The sequence below is a fragment of the Mycobacterium sp. DL99 genome, from assembly GCF_004762045.1.
Taxonomy (GTDB): Bacteria; Actinomycetota; Actinomycetes; order Mycobacteriales; family Mycobacteriaceae; genus Mycobacterium.
In genome coordinates this window covers 332620-348916 of sequence record NZ_SJOM01000007.1, presented here as the reverse complement: position 1 = coordinate 348916, position 16297 = coordinate 332620, and the positions used below count along the sequence as shown (strand labels likewise).

The window sequence follows — 16297 nt, the reverse complement described above, 5'->3', positions numbered from 1 at the left end:
CATCACCGCGCAGCCGGATGGCCGGCGGGCGTCATCGGATAGATGGTGACACCCTTGACGACTCGGCTCACCTCGCCGGATGGAAACGGATTATCCGGTGTCTTGGCGTATGCCAGCGCGGAGAACAACGCGAGATACTGAGCGAACACCAGGTACGGAAGGGCAACCTGGGCATCATCGAGCCCGCCGAGGTCGGGTAGCACGACGCTCGGGCCCAGCGCTTCCGGGATCGGCTCGGCGCTGATCACCGTGACCGCGTCCCGGCCCAGCTGAGCGCGGATCTCGGCGATGATGTCGAGGTCGTAGCGGCGGGTGTGCGGATCGGTCGAAACATACACCACCACCAAGGTATCGCCATCGAGGACGGACTTGGGTCCGTGCCGGAATCCCAATGGAGAATCGAAGTACGTGACGACTTCTCCTGCGGTCAGTTCCAGGAGTTTGAGTGCCGATTCCTGGGCGAGGCCAGCCAACGGCCCACTGCCGAGGTAGACAAATCGTTGCTTCTTGGTCTGGGCCAGGGCCCGGATGTCGGACTGCAGGCCCACCACGTGTTCGGCGGCGCGGGCGAGAGCATGCGCATTGCCGGGCCGCGCCGGACCCAGCATCAGCAGACACGACAACAACATTGAGGTCAGACTGGACGTCATCGCGAATCCGGTGTCGTTGGTGCGCTCCGGCATGCAGACGACGCGCGAATTCTCCCGCGCTCGGTGTGCGCGGCCCAGTTCGCCCTCGGGGTCGCAGGTGTAGATCAGGTGCCATACGTCGGTGACGAGCTCGTCGGCCAGCGCCGTGGTCGCCAGACTCTCCGGGCTGTTGCCCGACCGGCCGAAGGACACCAGAAGCGTGGGGGTGTCCCGCTCCAGATGGTCCAGCGGGTTGGCGACAATGTCCGTCGTCGCAATGGGTTCGACACGGCGGTTGAGGTGCCGGCGCAACGCCGGCGCCGCGATGTCACCGACGAACGCCGAGCTGCCGGCCCCGGTCAGAATGACCCGCAGGTCAGGCCTTTCGAGTATGCCGCGCAGAAAGGCTCCGGTGTCCTCACCGAGCCGGCCGGCAACCTCCCGCCAGGCTCCTGGCTGCTGGCCGATCTCGACTATCGTTGCGCCACCGTTTTTTTGGTCGGGATATTGAACCTGCGAGCTAGTCATCGGCACCTCCAGTGGTCAGGGCGCGGGAAAGGTGTCGGGCGGTACCGCAGGCGCTGGCGTAGGGCCGCAACGCGTCGCGTATGCGATCGATCACCAACGACCGGGCATCGGGTTCCAGATCACCGGAGCGGATCCGCTCGTACTGAGCGGGCAGGAACTGGCTGATCAGCGGCAGCGGAATGCCGGTGCGGTCGAGGTTGGCGAGCAGCGCCCGCCGGGCCGCCTCCACCTCTTCGTCGGCCCAGTAATAGCGCAACCGATCGCTGTAGCTGTACCGGCGGGCTGTGCGCTGGGTGACCGGGTCACCCTCGTAGTAACCCTGCCAGTACCCGGGCTCGGCCAGCATCCTGCGCTCGATGACCTCGATGAGGTTCGACCGCGCCGGCGGCGCGACAAGATCTGCCTCCACGAGGCTCAAGGCAAACAGCGCCTCACGCATGGCGAATGTGAGGCCCGGCCCGACTTTGAGGATGGCCCAATGGTCCTCAACGAGCTCACTCAGCTGGGCGGGCCGCTGATAGTCGGTGGAATGCGCTTCGAACACCAGGTTGTCCTCGGTGTCGAGAACCTTCCGTAACTGTTCGGTGGCGCTGTGCCGGTAGTCGATGACGTTGAGGTGGTCGAACTCGACACCGGGCTGCACCACCAGGGCGACGACGCGCGGCCACACATGGGAGAGCCCCACCTCGGCGAAGGCGGCCTGGTGTGCCGCGATGGTTCGCCTGGCCCGTTCGGCCGGGGTCGGGGTGAGCTGACTCAGCGTTTCGTGCGCTCCCCCGGGAACCGGCACCTCGGTGCCTATCACGTACACCGGGCCGTCGGCACCGAGGCCGCCTGCGGTTTCTCCGGCGACGTTTTCGGCGACCCGCAGCAGCCGCGCGGTGCGGCTCGCCACCACCTCGTCGGACAGCACCGCCGGATCGTCTGCACAGGACATGCTGCAGTCGAGGTGGATCTTGCTGTATCCGGCTTCGACGTAGGCGGCGACCAGCACCTCGGCGTGAGCCATTGCCGCACTGGAGGGTTGGCCCTGCCAACGATTCGGCCCGAGGTGGTCACCGCCGAGCACGACCCGGTCCCGAGGGAATCCGTTCTCGTCGGCGATGCCGAGAACCAGGTCACGAAACTGAGCCGGTCGCAGACCGGTGTAGCCGCCGAACTGATCGACCTGGTTCGAGGTGGCCTCGATCAACACGTAGCTGTTGTCGGCCGCGGCCTGCGCGATGGCCGCCGCCACCACCGTGGGGTGTGCTGAGCACACCGAATAAATGCCCACCGCAGCGCCGGCCTTGTGCCACTCGATGGTCTCGGCGATCCCACTGGCAGGCCGCGGGAAGTGTGCGGACGTGTTGTCCGGCAATGCATTCGAAGTGTCCGGTGTTGATTGGATCATCGGGCGTCACGCTCCCCGGCGCGCGCCGGTGCAAGCGACTGCACGGCACGGCACCGATCGGCCACGGTGTCGCCGACGGCCTGCCGCCCGGCCTTCAGGTATCTGCGAGGGTCGGTGGCTGTGAGATCACCGGCCAGCGCCTCGCGCACGGCCCCGGTGTAGGCGATGTTCAGCGCGGTTCCGACGTTGATCTTGCGGATGCCGGCGCGAACCGCGACGCAGAGCTGGTCGTCCGATACTCCGGATGACCCGTGCAGGACAAGCGGAACCGGCACGCGGGCCGCCAGTTGCTGGATCAGAGCGACGTCAAGGCAGGCATCGCGGGTGGTCATCGCATGGGTGCTCCCGACTGCCACCGCGAGGCCGTCCACCCCGGTCTGCTCGGCGAAAGCCACCGCTTCGTCCGGATCCGTTCGGACACCGGGCGCATGCGCGCTGACGGCTGCGTGGTCCTTGCCTCCGATCTCTCCCAACTCCGCTTCCACCCACAACTCCGCGGCGTGTGCAGCCTCGGCGAAGGTTCGCGTGCGGGCGACATTGTCCCGATACGGCAGATGGGCGGCATCGACCATGATCGAGGTGACGCCGAGCGCCGGTGCGATTTCGACCGCCTCGTCGAGCAGGGTCACATCGTGAAAGTGGTCGAGATGCAGGGCAATCGGGACCGCGCAGCTCTCCGCGATACGCGCACAGGCCGACACCAGCGGCTCGATCCGACCGCCGTGGAAGCGCACGGTGTTCTCGCTGATCTGCATCAGCACGGCGGCACCGGCGCGTTCCGCGCCCTCGGAAATGCCTTCTGCGTGCTCGATGGTGATGACGTTGAACGCGAGCACTGCGGTGCGCTCGACAGCTGCCGAAGCGAGCAGATCGGCGGTGGCGGCCAGGGTCACATTGCCACCCGATGTCGGGTATCGGTCGTGTCGAACATTCGTCGATCATGAGAAGCTCGCTCAAAGCGCGCAAGATGAAACCGTAAAGCGATCAGTAAAACTGATTGCCTCAACCATCACCCAAGGAGTCGTGAGCATGTCGATCAAGCGCACCGACCGAATGCGTGAAGTGCTCTCGCTCCTGCGTGACCGCGGTGAAGTTGCTTCCCCGGTGCTCTGCGCAGAGTTGGGGGTGTCGGCCGCGACGCTTCGCCGCGATCTCAGCGAACTCGAGGAACAGGGTCTGCTGGTGCGCACGCACGGGGGCGCCCAGGCACTCGACCCCAGTGACAGTGAGATCCCGGTACGACTTCGCGATCACCGGATGGTGGCCGTCAAACGGCGGATCGCCCAGCGTGCCGCCGCCCTGGTGCCGACAGGACAACAGGCGGTTGCCCTCACCGGCGGCATCACCACCGGCGAGGTGGCCCGCGCGTTGCGCGGACGGCCTCAGCTGACGATCGTCACGAACTCGCTGACGATCGCCACCGATTGCGCCGTCCACGCCCACCTCAAGGTGATCATGACCGGTGGCGTCGTGCGATCCAATTCCCTTGAGGCTGTTGGCCCCATGTCCGAGCAGGCGTTTCAGATGATCACCGTGGGCACCGCGGTTCTCGGCGCCGACGGAATGTCGGCCGAGGTCGGCGCAACCACCTTCGACGAAGCCGAAGCCAGGACCGCGACCGCCATGGCCGCCAACGCTCGACGTGTCGTCGTCGCAGTCGACGGTTCCAAGATCGGCAACACGACGCTCGGAAAGATGGTGCTGCCCAATCAGATCGATCATCTGGTGACCGACTCGACCGCGGACCCGCAACAGCTGGATCAGATCCGGGCGGCGGGAGTGCAGGTACACGTCGTCGAGGGCGGAGACGGCTGACGGGGTGGACGTAGTGGCACTTGGGCCCGCGCTCGCACCGACAGGCAAACTGATCCCATGACCGAAGCCCGTGGCATCCTGCTGGTCGTCTCGTTGATGGCGACGACCGCGCTGACCCTCGCTCTGGGGATCACCGATCCGGCCGCACCGATGTCCTACCCGACCAAGTTCCTGGTGTGGAACCTGGTGCTGGCCTGGATCCCGATGGTCTTCGCGATCGCGTTCGATCTGGTCGAACGCCGGCTGTGGCTGCTGCCCCTGGGCCTCGGCTGGTTGGCGTTCCTGCCGAACGCGCCCTATCTGGTGACCGATCTGGTCCACCTCGGCGAGGGCTATGAACTGTGGCGGCATGTGTTGCAGTACGGGTTCGCCGCGTGGACCGGGATCCTGCTCGGCGTGGTGTCGCTGCTGCTCGTGCATCAGCGATTGGACGACGAGTTCGGCTCATTCTGGGGCTGGCTGGCCGTCGTACTGTCCGTCGCGCTGTGCGCCGTCGGGGTCGTCATCGGCCGCTTTCAACGCTGGAACTCCTGGGACCTGGTGACCCGGCCCGATGCGGTGGTCGCGGCGACGCTCGACTGGGTGCGCGCACCGCTGTCCTACGTACAGTCGACGGGCGTGGCGATAGCCGTTGCGGCGTTCTTCGGGTTGGCCTATCTGACGATCTGGGCGATACGCGGATTGCGCTGACCGGCGGACCGGCGGAGTCAGAAGCGAGTCAGACTCGGCATCAACACATCGTCCACGAGTGCGCGAACCGTCGCCTCCGTCGGCGGACGTCCGGGAATCAGGGACCGGAACACGAGATACCCCGGCATCACGTCCCACAGTTCGTCATGGATCGCCTCGGCCTCGATCTCGCCCCGGTCGACGGCATCGGCCAGAACCTCAGCCATCAATTTCTTGCGCTGGACTACGAACTGATTCTGCAGGGCCGCACTCAACTCCGGGCTGTGCGCCACCTCGGACATGATCGCGCTCATCGTGCTGCCGTGCTCTCGTGCCTGCTCGCACACCGAGGTTCCGATGCTCAGAAGGTCGGTGCGTAACGAGCCGGTGCAGGGCGGGACCAGTTGCACCCGGGTGCCCTCGATGAAGGCCGCCAGGACGAGGTCGGTCTTCGACGGCCACCGGCGGTAGATGGTGGCCTTGCTGGACTTCGCCTCGGTCGCTACGGCTTCCACGGTCAACCGGTCGTATCCGTGCTGCTGCAACAGTCGCAGGGTCACCGCCAATAACTCGGCCTCCCGCTCAGTCCACTGCGACGCCGCGGCCGGCGGTGAGACGTGATGCGTCGAGGCGGAAGTCACGCGGGAAACCCTTTCCTTAGCCGGGAGCCAAGCTGTCCTAGGTCTTGCCCGGTTCAGAATAGTACCGTACGGTACCGTTCAGATACTTAGGACGGCCAAAGACTATCGCCTCACGGCGCGCTACGCGTCCGTTGTCGAAAGGCTCTGAGATGCAGGGGATCTCGGTAGGAAGCCTGGTCAGGCGGCGCTGGACGGTGATCGTGGCTGTCCTCGTGGTGGCCGTCGTCGCGTTCACCGTCAGTCGACTGCACGGCATATTCGGGTCTGACAATCATGTGTCGCGCCCCAGCGCCGACACCCTGGAGAACACCGGCTACAACCCGAAACGGGTTCTGTTCGAAGTGTTCGGGTCACCGGGTTCGGTCGCCACCATCAATTATCTGGATATCGATGCACAACCCCAGCGGGTCGAGGATGCGACCTTGCCGTGGTCGCAAACCCTGGTCACGGACGATCCGACGCTGTTCGCCGACCTCCGGGCGCAAGGGGACGGTGCGACCATCGGGTGCCGCATCACCGTCAATGGCGTGGTCAAGGACGAAAGGTCGACCAGTAACGTGAACGGTTACATCGCCTGCTTGGACAAGTCCGCATGAGCACCCGGCACGCAGAAGGTGAAGCCGCCGGTTCCAGGACGGCGCGAACCATCCGTCTGCTCGCCGTGCCGATCGTGCTCGTATGGGTCGCCATCGCCGCGCTGACGAACATCCTTGTGCCACAACTGGAAGTCGTCGGTGCAGCGCGCTCGGTGGGACTGAACGCGCCCGATGCGCCGTCGACCATGGCGATGCGACACATCGGCCAGGTCTTCGACGAGTTCAACTCCGACAGCGCCGCCATGATCGTGCTCGAGGGCGATCAGCCTCTCGGCGACGACGCCCACCGCTTCTACGACACCCTCGTGAAACGGCTGGCCGAGGACACCAAACACGTCGAGCACATTCAGGACTTCTGGGGCGATCCGCTCACCGCCGGCGGTTCCCAGAGCAAGGACGGCAAGGCCGCGTTGGTGCAGGTGTACCTGGCCGGCAACCAGGGCGAAGCGCTGTCCAACCAATCCGTGGACGCCATCCGCCAGATCGTGGCGAGCGTCCCTCCGCCGCCCGGGGTCAAGGCCTACGTCACCGGTGCCGCACCGCTCATCACCGACAACTTCGAGGTCGGCAGCGAGGGAACCCATAAGGTCACCGGCATAACCTTTCTGGTGATCGCGGTGATGCTGCTCGTGGTCTACCGGTCGCTGGTCACGATGCTCCTCATGCTGGTTACGGTCGCCGTCGAGCTGGCCGCCGCGCGCGGCGTCGTCGCCGCGCTCGCGCATTCCGGGGTCATCGGCCTGTCCACCTATTCGACGAACCTGCTGACGCTGTTGGCAATCGCCGCGGGCACGGACTACGGCATCTTCGTCATCGGCCGGTATCACGAGGCCCGCGCCCGTGGGATGGACCGCGAGGCCGCGTATTACGACATGTTCGGCGGCACCGTCCACGTCATCGTCGGCTCGGGGCTGACCATCGCCGGGGCCGTGGCCTGCCTGCACTTCACCCGGCTGCCCTACTTCCAGACCTTGGGCATACCCGCCGCCATCGGCGTGCTCGTGACGTTGGCAGCGGCACTGACGCTGGGGCCCGCCGTACTGACCATCGCCAGCCGGTTCGGACTCTTTGAGCCGAAACGCAATCCACGGGCACCGCGATGGCGCCGCATCGGTACCGCGATCGTGCGTTGGCCCGGCCCCATCCTGGTGGTGTCGTGCCTGATCGCGCTCGTCGGCCTTCTCGCCCTGCCGGGGTACAAGACCAGCTACGACGGCCGCCCCTACCTACCGGAATCGGCACCGGCGAACGTCGGTTACGCAGCCGCGACACGTCACTTCTCCGAGGCCCGGCTGAACCCCGAGCTACTGATGGTCGAAGCCGACCACGACATGCGGAACCCCGCGGACATGCTGGTACTCGAACGCATCGCCAAAGCCGTTCTGCACACCCGCGGCATCGCGCTGGTCCAGTCGATCACCCGGCCTCTGGGCACGCCGATCAAGCACAGCTCCATCCCGTTTCAGATCAGTGCGCAAAGCGCCAGCCAGATCATGAATCTGGGTTACCAGCAGGACCGTGCCGCCGATCTGCTCAAGCAGGCCAACGAACTGTCGAACACGATCAACATCCTCAAGCAGCAGGTCACGTTGCAACAGGCCAGTGCCGCTGCCACCCACGAGCAGACCCAGGCGTTCCACGACACCGTCGCGATCGTGAACGACCTGCGCGACAAGATCGCCAATTTCGACGATCAGTTCCGCCCGCTGCGCAACTACTTCTACTGGGAACCGCACTGTTTCGACATTCCCATGTGCGCGGCGCTGAGATCGGTGTTCGACGCACTCGACGGCATCGACAAACTCAGCGATCAGTTCGGGCAGATCACCGCGAGCCTGGACAAGCTCGACGCCCTCCAGCCGAAACTCGTGGCGCTGCTCCCGCCGCAGATCGCCATCCAGGAGCGCAACCGTGACCTGACGCTGTCCAACTACGCCACCACGTCCGGGACCAACTCGCAGTCCCAGGAAGCCCTCGAGAACTCGACCGCGATGGGACAGGCCTTCGACTCGGCCAAGAATGACGACTCGTTCTATCTGCCTCCGGAAGCCTTCGACAATCCCGACTTCAAGCGCGGCCTGAAACTGTTCCTCTCGCCCGACGGCAAGGCCGCCCGCATGATCATCACGCACGAGGGCACTCCCGCCACGCCCGAGGGCATCTCACACATCGACGCGATCAAGGACTCCGCGTTCGACGCGATCAAGGCCACTCCCCTGTCGGACGCCAAGATCTACGTGGCCGGAACCGCTTCGGCGTACAAGGACATTCAGGACGGCGCCAAATACGACCTGCTCATCGCCGCATTGGCCGCGATCAGCCTCATCCTGCTCATCATGATGTTCATCACCCGCAGCCTCGTCGCCGCAATGGTCATCGTCGGGACGGTCGTGCTGTCGTTGGGAGCGTCGTTCGGCCTGTCGGTCCTGGTGTGGCAGTACATCTTCGGCATCCAGCTGTACTGGATCGTGCTGGCACTGGCCATCATCCTGCTGCTGGCGGTCGGCGCGGACTACAACCTGCTGCTGATATCGAGGTTCCAGGAAGAGATCGGGGCAGGACTCAAGACCGGCGTCATCCGCGCCATGGCCGGGACCGGCCGGGTGGTGACCGCCGCCGGTCTGGTGTTCGCGGCCACCATGTCCTCGTTCATCTTCAGCGATCTCATCGTCCTCGGCCAGATCGGCACCACGATCGGCCTCGGCCTGCTCTTCGACACCTTGATCGTGCGGTCGTTCATGACACCGTCCATCGCGGCCCTGCTCGGCCGGTGGTTCTGGTGGCCACGGATCGTGCGGCCGCGGCCGGCCAGCCGCATGTTGCGCCCCTACGGCACTCGCACCTCGGTTCGCGAACTGCTCGACCCGGAGCCCGAGCCAACCACGTCGAACTAGCCTCCGATGTGTGCCGGTGTCACACCAGGTTCGCTCTGGCCCATTCCTCGGCAGTCGTCGTCCTGATGCCGCGAACAGCGTTGTACGACTGATCCTTCGGCCAGGCAACACCATTGGTGCGGGCGAACACCGCCCGGTACTTGCTCATCGTGTCCTCGGGATCCTGCTGTAGCCGGTCGGTCAGGACGTCGGTGGTCCACAGCGTGCGGGTAACCGATGTCGCACGGACGCGGTCGACGATATCGGCGAGTTCCCGGTAACTGACGGTGTCCCCCGCGAGATAAACGACGGTGTCGCGAATACGCGGTTCGGCGAAGACGATGTCGGCGGTGAGCACGCCGATGTCTTCGGGGGTGGTGAGGGTGACTTGGTTGTCCCAGCTTCCCAACGCATGCACGGTCTCGGCCGACAGATCCACGACGGCGAACTCGGGTTCGAACAGGAAACTGGTGAACATGCCGGTGGAGATGATCACCCACTCCGTGGCGTGCTGGCCGCGCAGCAGGTCACGCACGTCGAGTTGCTCGTCGAACAGCGTCTGCGCGCTACCGCGCCCTATCTCGTCGTAGTCGACGCCGAACTGCCATGGAAAGAACCGCGATACCCCGGCAGTGAGGGCCGATTGAGCGAGTTTGTGCTGTGTCCCCGGCCCGGCCGCGAAACCGACACAGCTTATGACTGTGCCGTAGCGCCGCATTATGGCCGCGAGCTCGGCCACCGACGCCGTCGCGACATCGGCATGCTCGATGGTGATACCCGACTGGGTCAGTTCCTCGCTGCGCGCATCGCGTTTCACATCGGCACGTGATGCCGGCGGCCTCAGCAGCACCGCGATGCTTGCGGCGCCGGGATGGATTGCCAGGTGACGGGTGAGAGCGGACAACACACTGGCGCCGAGTTCGCCTGTCCCGATGACGAGAATGCTCAGGCTGTCTGCCGTTGGCGGTGTTGCGGGCACTGTGGCCTCCGTTTCTGCGGTGATGCATGGGTTGCAACCGACAGATCGGCGACAATCATCCCGGACCTAGGAGTTCAGGTAAGTGACGACGGCAAGCACGCGCCGGTGATGCGCCGTCGACGGCGGTAGGTCGAGTTTCGTGAAGATGCTGCCGATGTGCTTCTCCACGGCACGTTCGGAAACCGAAAGATGTTCGGCCAGGGCGCTGTTCGAATGCCCTTCGGCCATCAGGGCGAGGACTTCACGTTCGCGGGGAGTCAGCCGCGCCAGCGCATCACCACTACGCCGCGTCCCCATCAGCTGCCGCACGACCTCCGGATCGAGCGCGGTACCTCCGTCAGCGACGCGCCGCAGCGCGGCGTCGAACTCACCGATATCGGCCACGCGGTCCTTGAGCAGGTAGCCCACCCCTTCCGGATTTCCGGCCAACAGCTCAGCGGCATAACGGGTCTCGACCCACTGAGAGAACACCAGAACCCCGACATCCGGATGCGAGCGCCGCAACGATACCGCCGCGACCAGGCCCTCGTCGGTGAAGGTCGGCGGCATGCGGATGTCGATCACGAACACTTCCGGCCGCAGCGTCTGAGCGATCTCCCGGACCTGGTCGGCCGTCCCCACCTTGGCCACAACATCATGCCCGCGTTCGACGAGCAATTGGGTCAGGCCGTCGCGCAGAATCGCATTGTCCTCGGCGATCGCCAGCCGGGTCACCGTTGTGTTCCCGCCGGTACGACGGCTGTCACCGTGGTGGGCCCGCCAGAAGGGCTGTCGATGTCGAGCCGGCCGTCAACCATCCTCAGCCGATCGGCCAATCCCGTCAGCCCCGAGCCGTTGGCCGGCTCCACCCCACCGGAACCGTTGTCCGCCACGACGATCCGCAGCTCATCGGCATCGCTGTGCAGCCACACGGTGGCCTGGGTCGCGCCGGAATGCCGGGAGACGTTGGCGAGCAACTCGGCTACGCAGAAGTACGCCAGCGTCTCCACACCCAACGACGGGTGCACCGTGACGTCATCGACCAGCTCTACGGGGATCGGGTTACGCGCAACCAATGTCTGCACGGCCGGCACCAGGCCGAGATCCAGTGCAGGCGGCCGGATTCCGCGGACCAGATCGCGCAGTTCGGTCAGGGTGTCCTTGGTGTTCGCCAGTGCGTCGGAGACCAGTTGCCGGGCCCGGTCAGCCTTGTCCGGATCGGCCAACTGTTCCTCGGCGCGCGCCAGCGTCATCGCCACGGCGATCAGCCTGGCCTGCGTGCCGTCGTGCAGATTGCGCTCGACGCGGCGCAGCGTCGCCGCCGAATCATCGACCACATCGGCACGGGCGCGCTCCAGTTCGCCTACCCGGCGTTCGCGGTCGGTCGGGGCGAGCAGTGCTTCGGCCAGCCAGACATGGGCACGCCCGACACCGATCATGACCCACGCCAACGTGTACAGAGCGAGCAGTCCACCCGCCGACAGCAGTAGGTAGATGCCGAGCGAGTCCACCGGTTCGCCGAAACTGATGATCGCTATTCCGCACGCCCAGACCACCGGGGAGACCACCAGCACCGCCGAGATCACGATCCCCAGCACGACCCCGTATCCGAGGGGTGTCATCACGACGCTCTGCAGGAGAAGGAATCCCAGGCTGCGCCAGCCGACCGCATCGGTAAGGGCCGAGGCCAGTGTCTGCGGCCAGCCGGCCCGCCGGGCGAACGGCGCCGGCGGAGCGATCGTGACACCGACCAGCCGGGCCAGCGATCGGTACAGCGCGTTCCACCGTCGACCCGACAACACCAGGAGCGCCAGCAGCGGTACGCCGACCAGGGTGACAAGCAACAGCCCCGAGGTCAGACCGGTGACGAACAGGTAGACCACGCCGACCACGGCAAGGACGCTCACCAGGAGGAAATACAGATAGCTACGACAGGCTGCCGCGGTGAACGGGGTTCGCAGTGTTCGGCGCCGGTCTTCGGGTGCGGAGGCGGAGGTGATTGCGGTGGTAGTCACGGTCATCATCGTTGCCCGATACGTTGGCACCGGGCGATGGTGCTGTCCAGCCAATATGGGGTGTGGCTAGCCACACCGTCAGCTGTCGAGCGAGCGCAGGAGTGCCCGGGTACGGGCCCGCGTTTCGGGCGACGCATCGAACACCACCCCGACATACTCGTCCACGCCAACTGTTCCAAGTGCCCGAATACGTTCTGCCACAGTGCTTTCGTCACCGATGATCGCAGCGTCCTCGGGACCGGCGTAGCCCTCGCGGTCGAGCATGGCCCGGTAGGACGGCAGATGCCCATACATCGCGAACTGCTTGGCGGCCTGGGCGCGGGCGCCGTCGACATCGTCGGTGACGCTGACCGGAAGCGCCGCGACGACACGGACCGGACGGTCCCCGGCTGCCTCCCGCAGCGTCGGGACGACGTGGTCGGCCAGCGTGGTCGGACCCGTCATCCAGGTGACGGTGCCCGCGGTGCGACGGCCCGCGAGCTTGAGCAGTTGCGGCCCCAGCGCGGCGATGTAGACATCAGGCGCCGGTGCCCCCGGGATCTGCAGGGCACCGCGCGTGGTGACCGTCTCGCCGGGCGCGTCGGCGGGCTCGCCGGCCAGCAGCGGTTGCAGCCCGTCCAGGTATTCACGGAGCCGGCGGACCGGCTTGTCCCACGGAATGCCCCACATGCCCTCGGTCACCGCCGCGTGCGTCATGCCGAGGCCGAGCAGGAACCGGCCCCCGCTGATCAGGCTGAGCGTGAGCGCGCGCTGAGCCAGCAGCATCGGGTGCTGATTCTGGATGGGGATGACACCGGTGCCCACCTCGATCCCGTCGACCTCGCGAAACGCGACCGCGAGAACGGTCAGCAGGTCGGGTTCATACGGCATCTGGGTCATCCAGACCCGCCGGAATCCCTCTTCGTGCAGTTGCGCGAGATTCTCCACGGTGGCGTCGACCGGGGAGCGGCCGCCGGTTTCACTGAGTGAGGCGATGAGGCTGATCTGCATGGCACCACGCTATGCGGAGGGCGGGCCGAATGGGACCAGAAGAGAAGGGTAATCAGACAAAAAAGGGCGGGTTCGGGAGGACACCTGGGGGCGTTTCAATTCGTCTCACGCAGCCGGTCTTTCACCCCTGTACCGACTCTTTGGATCAGTCACTCCCGAACCCGTCGTAGGCTCGATCGTACGCCTCGGGTACCCCTCAAACCAGAGAAAAATACGGCCGAATATTGCCGAGAATTCGAAGTTAGGTCGCCCCGTGTTGCCGTCGGGTCGGGGGGTCAGACGGCAACACGGAGCTACCCATGTATCGACCTCTATGCCGCGGCCGTTACACATCGGAGAAAGAAACTTTTCGGATGTTTTCGCGGCCTGCGTTTGTGGAGGTCAGGCCTCGCTACGCCACAGTGCCTGATGGTCGGCTCCGCAAGCTACGCCTCCAAAATCGCGGCGACGCCCTGCCCGCCGGCCGCACAGATCGAGATCAGCCCGCGCACCGGCTGACCCGTCTCCTTCTTCTTCTCCGCCAGCTGCTTGGCCAGCTGAGCCACGATCCGGCCACCGGTGGCCGCGAACGGATGGCCCGCGGCCAGCGAGGAGCCGTTGACGTTGAGCTTGGTGCGGTCGATGCTGCCCAGTGCCTTGTCCAAGCCCAAGCGTTCCTTGCAGTACTCGTCAGAGTCCCAGGCCGCCAGCGTGGCCAGCACCACCGAGGCGAATGCCTCGTGGATCTCGTAGAAATCGAAATCCTGCAGTGTCAGCCCGTTGCGGGCGAGGAGCCGGGGCACCGCATAGGTCGGTGCCATCAGCAGGCCGTCGGGCCCGTTGACGTAGTCGACGGCGGCCGTCTCCGAATCGACGAAATAGGCCAGCGGCTCGTGGCCATGCGCCTGGGCCCACTCCTCACTGGCCAGCAGCGCCACCGAGGCGCCGTCGGTCAGCGGGGTCGAGTTGCCCGCAGTCATGGTCGCGTCGCCCGCCTTGACGCCGAACACCGGCTTGAGCTTGGCCAGCTTCTCCGGCGTGGAGTCCGCGCGCAGATTGTTGTCGCGGTACAGGCCGAGGAACGGGGTGACCAGGTCGTCGAAGAACCCGCTGTCGTAGGCGGCAGCCATGTTGCGGTGGCTGGCGGCGGCCAGCTCATCCTGGTCGACGCGCTTGACGCCCATCTTCTTGGCGGTGACGGCGGCATGCTCGCCCATCGACATTCCGGTGCGGGGCTCACTGTTGACCGGGATCTCCACACCGAGGGAGGCCGGCAGCTTGCCGACCAGCTTGAGCCGGTCGAGGTTGGACTTCGCCCGACGCAGGCCCAGCAGCACCTGACGCAGGTCATTGCCGAAGGCGATCGGGGCATCCGAGGCGGTGTCCACACCACCTGCCGCCGCGGAGTCGTACTGTCCCAGCGCGATGGCGTTTGCCGCCGCAGTGGCAGCCTGCAGACCGGTGCCGCAGGCCTGCTGAATGTCATAAGCGGGCGTGTAGGGCGACAACGCGCTGCCCAGCACGCATTCGCGCATCAGATTGAAGTCGCGGCTGTGCTTGAGCACCGCGCCGCCGATCACCGCACCCAGGCGTTCACCGGCCAGATCGAAACGATCGATCAGCCCGTCCAGGGCGGCGGTGAACATGTCCTGGTTGGAGGCGTTGGCATAGGCGCCGTCGGACCGTGCGAACGGAATCCTGTTGCCACCCAAAACGGCAACGCGTCGCCGGGTCGTGTTGTTGGCCATCTGTTTGCCCTCCACTTTCGGGTTGTCCGGGGCCATATTACCCACTGTTCTTACTCTGGAGTAAGTTCGGTGTGGACAACGCAGTACTGCGAAGCGAAAGGCAGCTGAAGTGGCTTCCGACCTGTTCTCCCAAGTGGTCAACTCCGGGCCGGGATCGTTCCTGGCCAAGCAGCTGGGCGTGCCGCAGCCCGAAACGTTGCGCCGCTATCGCCCCGGACAGCCCCCGCTGTCGGGCTCCCTGCTGATCGGCGGCGAAGGCCGCGTCACCGAGCCCCTCCGCGCAGCGCTCGCCGGCGACTACGACGTCGTGTCCAACAACATCGGCGGCCGCTGGGCCGATTCGTTCGGCGGCGTGGTCCTCGACGCCACCGGCATCGCCGATGCCGCCGGGCTCAAGGAGCTCTACCAGTTCTTCACCCCGGTTCTGCGCAACCTCGCGTCGTGCGCACGGGTAGTCGTCATCGGCACCACCCCGGATCAGGCCGGCAGCGTCCACGCCCAGATCGCGCAGCGTGCCCTCGAGGGCTTCACCCGCTCACTGGGCAAGGAACTGCAGCACGGTGCCACCGCGTCGCTGGTGTACCTGGCCGCCGACGCCAAGCCCGCCGTCACCGGCCTGGAGTCCACCCTGCGTTTCATCCTCTCGGCCAAGTCGGCCTACGTCGACGGACAGGTGTACCGAGTGGGCGCCGCCGACTCGACCCCGCCGGCCGACTGGGACAAGCCGCTGGCCGGCAAGGTCGCCGTGGTGACCGGCGCGGCCCGCGGCATCGGTGCGACGATCGCCGAGGTGTTCGCGCGTGACGGCGCGACCGTGGTCGCGGTGGACGTTCCCCAGGCCGCCGAAGATCTGGGCAAAGTCGCCGAGAAGGTCGGCGGCAGCGCCCTCACCCTGGACGTCACCGCCGACGATGCCGTCGAGCAGATCGTCGCCCATGTCACCGCACAGCATGGCGGCAAGGTCGATGTGCTGGTCAACAACGCCGGCATCACCCGCGACAAGCTGCTCGCCAACATGGACGAGAGTCGCTGGGATTCCGTGATCGCGGTGAATCTTCTTGCCCCGCAGCGACTCACCGAAGGTCTGGTGGCCAGTGGCACGCTCGGCGAGGGCGGCCGGGTGATCGGTCTGTCCTCGATGGCCGGCATCGCCGGTAACCGCGGGCAGACCAACTACGCCGCCACCAAGGCCGGAATGATCGGGCTGACCGAGGCGCTGGCCCCGGTGCTGGCCGAGAAGGGCATCACGATCAACGCGGTGGCCCCCGGCTTCATCGAGACCAAGATGACCGATGCCATCCCGCTGGCCACCCGTGAGGTCGGCCGCCGGTTGAACTCGCTGTTCCAGGGCGGGAAGCCGGTGGATGTGGCCGAACTCATCGCCTACTTCGCGAGCCCGGCGTCGAATGCGGTCACCGGCAACACCATCCGGGTCTGCGGCCAGGCCATGCTGGGGGCGTGAG

General features: G+C 66.0%; 14 protein-coding genes. 5 read left to right on the top strand and 9 right to left on the bottom strand.

From position 1 onward, the window contains the following. Positions 1–2: 2 nt before the first annotated feature. Genes EYZ64_RS01865 through EYZ64_RS01855 form a run of 3 tightly spaced genes read right to left on the bottom strand, consistent with a single transcriptional unit; the run spans position 3 to position 3443 of the window. Positions 3–1157: an SIS domain-containing protein gene (locus tag EYZ64_RS01865; RefSeq protein ID WP_135451618.1), complete on the bottom strand. Its 1155-nt coding sequence runs from the start codon at positions 1155–1157 to the stop codon at positions 3–5. Further along, positions 1150–2550 carry a D-tagatose-bisphosphate aldolase, class II, non-catalytic subunit gene (locus EYZ64_RS01860; protein ID WP_135451617.1) on the bottom strand — a complete coding sequence of 467 codons (1401 nt, stop codon included), beginning with the start codon at positions 2548–2550 and terminating at the stop codon, positions 1150–1152. Before EYZ64_RS01860 ends, EYZ64_RS01865 begins: the two co-directional genes overlap by 8 nt. Further along, the gene (locus tag EYZ64_RS01855; protein ID WP_135451616.1) at positions 2547–3443 is read right to left on the bottom strand and encodes a class II fructose-bisphosphate aldolase; all 897 of its coding nucleotides are present in this window, start codon (positions 3441–3443) and stop codon (positions 2547–2549) included. The genes EYZ64_RS01860 and EYZ64_RS01855 overlap by 4 nt, the downstream gene beginning before the upstream one ends. A 136-nt stretch (positions 3444–3579) precedes the next feature. On the opposite strand from EYZ64_RS01855, the gene EYZ64_RS01850 reads away from it, so the two are divergent. Continuing rightward, entirely contained in the window at positions 3580–4365 is a 786-nt protein-coding gene (locus EYZ64_RS01850) for a DeoR/GlpR family DNA-binding transcription regulator (RefSeq protein ID WP_135451615.1), read from the top strand. A 57-nt stretch (positions 4366–4422) separates the two neighbouring features. Continuing rightward, positions 4423–5055, top strand: coding sequence for a DUF1361 domain-containing protein (locus EYZ64_RS01845; protein WP_135451614.1), 633 nt, complete (start codon positions 4423–4425; stop codon positions 5053–5055). 17 nt (positions 5056–5072) lie between these two features. Here EYZ64_RS01845 and EYZ64_RS01840 read toward each other — a convergent pair whose 3' ends face one another. After that, entirely contained in the window at positions 5073–5675 is a 603-nt protein-coding gene (locus tag EYZ64_RS01840; RefSeq protein ID WP_135451613.1) for a TetR/AcrR family transcriptional regulator, read from the bottom strand. Positions 5676–5824: 149 nt separating this feature from the next. On the opposite strand from EYZ64_RS01840, the gene EYZ64_RS01835 reads away from it, so the two are divergent. Then, positions 5825–6271 carry an MmpS family transport accessory protein gene (locus tag EYZ64_RS01835; RefSeq protein ID WP_135451612.1) on the top strand — a complete coding sequence of 149 codons (447 nt, stop codon included), beginning with the start codon at positions 5825–5827 and terminating at the stop codon, positions 6269–6271. Beyond that, the gene (locus EYZ64_RS01830; RefSeq protein ID WP_135451611.1) at positions 6268–9165 is read left to right on the top strand and encodes an MMPL/RND family transporter; all 2898 of its coding nucleotides are present in this window, start codon (positions 6268–6270) and stop codon (positions 9163–9165) included. Before EYZ64_RS01835 ends, EYZ64_RS01830 begins: the two co-directional genes overlap by 4 nt. 19 nt (positions 9166–9184) lie before the next feature. Here the strand turns inward: EYZ64_RS01830 and EYZ64_RS01825 are convergent, their stop codons facing one another. From EYZ64_RS01825 to EYZ64_RS01805, 5 genes are all read right to left on the bottom strand, one after another. Then, the gene (locus EYZ64_RS01825; protein ID WP_135451610.1) at positions 9185–10123 is read right to left on the bottom strand and encodes an aromatic alcohol reductase; all 939 of its coding nucleotides are present in this window, start codon (positions 10121–10123) and stop codon (positions 9185–9187) included. Between the two features lie 66 nt (positions 10124–10189). After that, complete coding sequence (locus EYZ64_RS01820) at positions 10190–10837, bottom strand: LuxR C-terminal-related transcriptional regulator (protein WP_135451609.1); 648 nt, start codon at positions 10835–10837, stop codon at positions 10190–10192. Further along, on the bottom strand, positions 10834–12123 hold the full coding sequence (locus EYZ64_RS01815) for a sensor histidine kinase (protein WP_286175243.1): 1290 nt from the start codon (positions 12121–12123) through the stop codon (positions 10834–10836). Before EYZ64_RS01815 ends, EYZ64_RS01820 begins: the two co-directional genes overlap by 4 nt. A gap of 72 nt (positions 12124–12195) precedes the next feature. After that, positions 12196–13107, bottom strand: coding sequence for a TIGR03564 family F420-dependent LLM class oxidoreductase (locus tag EYZ64_RS01810; RefSeq protein WP_135451607.1), 912 nt, complete (start codon positions 13105–13107; stop codon positions 12196–12198). 425 nt (positions 13108–13532) lie between these two features. Further along, positions 13533–14834, bottom strand: a complete 1302-nt coding sequence (locus EYZ64_RS01805) for an acetyl-CoA C-acetyltransferase (RefSeq protein ID WP_135459734.1) — start codon at positions 14832–14834, stop codon at positions 13533–13535. A 109-nt stretch (positions 14835–14943) separates the two neighbouring features. On the opposite strand from EYZ64_RS01805, the gene EYZ64_RS01800 reads away from it, so the two are divergent. Next, complete coding sequence (locus EYZ64_RS01800; RefSeq protein WP_135451606.1) at positions 14944–16296, top strand: 3-oxoacyl-ACP reductase; 1353 nt, start codon at positions 14944–14946, stop codon at positions 16294–16296. Position 16297: the final 1 nt, after the last annotated feature.

Bases quoted from the DNA above. Each gene is read 5' to 3' on its own strand.
- EYZ64_RS01845 (WP_135451614.1), top strand. From the start codon at position 4,423: ATGACCGAAGCCCGTGGCATCCTGCTGGTCGTCTCGTTGATGGCGACG.
- EYZ64_RS01850 (WP_135451615.1), top strand. From the start codon at position 3,580: ATGTCGATCAAGCGCACCGACCGAATGCGTGAAGTGCTCTCGCTCCTG.
- EYZ64_RS01835 (WP_135451612.1), top strand. From the start codon at position 5,825: ATGCAGGGGATCTCGGTAGGAAGCCTGGTCAGGCGGCGCTGGACGGTG.
- EYZ64_RS01805 (WP_135459734.1), bottom strand. From the start codon at position 14,834: ATGGCCAACAACACGACCCGGCGACGCGTTGCCGTTTTGGGTGGCAAC.
- EYZ64_RS01815 (WP_286175243.1), bottom strand. From the start codon at position 12,123: ATGACCGTGACTACCACCGCAATCACCTCCGCCTCCGCACCCGAAGAC.
- EYZ64_RS01860 (WP_135451617.1), bottom strand. From the start codon at position 2,550: ATGATCCAATCAACACCGGACACTTCGAATGCATTGCCGGACAACACG.
- EYZ64_RS01830 (WP_135451611.1), top strand. From the start codon at position 6,268: ATGAGCACCCGGCACGCAGAAGGTGAAGCCGCCGGTTCCAGGACGGCG.
- EYZ64_RS01810 (WP_135451607.1), bottom strand. From the start codon at position 13,107: ATGCAGATCAGCCTCATCGCCTCACTCAGTGAAACCGGCGGCCGCTCC.
- EYZ64_RS01865 (WP_135451618.1), bottom strand. From the start codon at position 1,157: ATGACTAGCTCGCAGGTTCAATATCCCGACCAAAAAAACGGTGGCGCA.